Source organism: Staphylococcus sp. EG-SA-2 (assembly GCF_017152085.1).
In genome coordinates this window covers 1-510 of the sequence record NZ_JACYHC010000238.1, presented here as the reverse complement: position 1 = coordinate 510, position 510 = coordinate 1, and the positions used below count along the sequence as shown (strand labels likewise).

Below are 510 nucleotides of genomic sequence, written 5' to 3'. Positions count from 1 at the left end.
TGTGCCAGACGGGCAAAGCGAAGCCATTCAATACGAAGTATTGTATAAATAGAGAACAGCAGTAAGATATTTTCTAATTGAAAATTATCTTACTGCTGTTTTTTTAGGGATTTATGTCCCAGCCTCACGACCAGTTAATGTCTATTAAATTGAATATAGTCTCGGGCATGAATCAATGCCCTAGACCCTGCAATGTTATATTGACAGTAGTTGACTGAATGAAAATGACTTTGTAGCTAGCTTTTTTCAATCCTTGTCGGTGCAACACATAGAGAAATTGGATTCCTAATTTCTACAAACAATACAAGTTGCGGAATAAGTCCCAATATAGAAGGTGACAGTAAGCCAACTTACAATAATGTGCAAGTTGGTCGGGCCTCAATACAGAGATTTTCGAAAAGAAATTCTACATATTATGTTTATTTTAAAACGCCGATTTCTTGCAAGTATTCTTCATATGGAATTTCTTTTGAAACGCCGCCTTGTTTATTTAAATCGATAACACGGTTT

1 protein-coding gene is annotated in these 510 nt (G+C 35.5%); it reads right to left on the bottom strand.

Annotation, left to right across the window (positions count from 1 at the left end; genetic code table 11):
* Nucleotides 1-419 precede the first annotated feature (419 nt).
* Nucleotides 420-510 (bottom strand): hypothetical protein (locus IDG60_RS22000; protein WP_241013327.1); only part of this gene is annotated, 91 nt, incomplete at its 5' end.